Origin of the sequence: Pseudomonas sp. B35(2017), assembly GCF_002113645.1 — a bacterium.
Classification (GTDB): Bacteria; Pseudomonadota; Gammaproteobacteria; order Pseudomonadales; family Pseudomonadaceae; genus Aquipseudomonas; species Aquipseudomonas ekonensis.
Genome location: NZ_NEIZ01000048.1, coordinates 1 through 1,227 on the forward strand (window position 1 = coordinate 1; position 1,227 = coordinate 1,227).

1 protein-coding gene is annotated in these 1,227 nt (G+C 68.3%); it reads left to right on the plus strand.

Going from position 1 to position 1,227, the window contains the following annotated elements; all coding sequences use genetic code 11:
* Window positions 1-1,227: type VI secretion system tip protein TssI/VgrG (gene tssI / locus CAG41_RS28055; RefSeq protein WP_139835014.1), on the plus strand; the 1,227-nt coding region annotated here is incomplete at both ends.

Sequence of the window (1,227 nt, forward strand, 5' to 3'; positions counted from 1 at the left end):
GGCAAGATCCACGGCCTGGTGTACCGCATCGAGCAAGGCGACTCCGGCCGCACCCTCACCCGCTACAGCCTGAGCCTGGTGCCGCAGCTGGCCTACCTGCGCCACAACCACGACCAGCAGATCTTCCAGCAGCTCACCGTGCCCAAGATCATCGCCCGGGTGCTGGAGGATCGCGGCATCCTCGCCGACGCCTACAGCTTCCAGCTCGGCGCCGAGTACCCCGAGCGCGACTACTGCGTGCAGTACGACGAGTCCGACCTGCACTTCATCCAGCGCCTGTGCGAGGAGGAAGGCATCCACTTCCATTTTCAGCACAGCGCCAGCGGCCACAAGCTGGTGTTCGGCGACGACCAGACCGTGTTCCGCAAGCTCAAGCCGGTCAGCTACCAGCAGGACTCCGGCATGGCCGCCGACAAGCCGGTCATCAAGCGCTTCAACCTGCGCCTGGAGACCCGCACCAGCCGCGTCGCCCGCCGCGACTACGACTTCGAGAAGCCCAAGATCCTGCCCGAGGCCGCCGTCAAGTCGGCCTTCATGCCGGACCTCGAGGACTACGACTACCCCGGCCGCTTCACTGCCCGCGAGCGCGGCAAGCAGCTGGCCACCCGCGCCCTGGAACGCCACCGCAGCGACTACGCCCTGGCCGAGGGCAAGGGCGACGAGCCGACCCTGGCCTGCGGCCACTTCCTCACCCTGGCCGAGCACCCGCGCGCCGAGTGGAACGACCTGTGGCTGCTGCTGGAAGTCATCCACGAGGGCAAGCAACCGCAGGTCCTGGGCGAGAACGTCACCAGCGACGTCACCGACGGCAAGGACGACTTCCACCAGGGCTACCGCAACACCTTCCTCGCCACCCCGTGGGACGCCCACTACCGCCCGGCCCTGGAACACCCCAAGCCCCGCGTGCTCGGCAGCCAGACCGCCGTCGTCACCGGCCCTGCCGGCGAGGAGATCCACTGCGATCAGTACGGGCGGATCAAGGTGCAGTTCCACTGGGACCGCGACGGCCAGGCCGACGACAAGACCACCTGCTGGCTGCGCGTGGCCAGCGGCTGGGCCGGCGCGGCCTACGGCGGCATCGCCATCCCCCGCGTGGGCATGGAGGTGCTGGTCACCTTCCTTGAAGGCGACCCCGACCAGCCGCTGGTCACCGGCTGCCTGTACCACAAGGAAAACGTCGTCCCCTACGACCTGCCCGCGAACAAGACCCGCAGCACCTTCAAGACC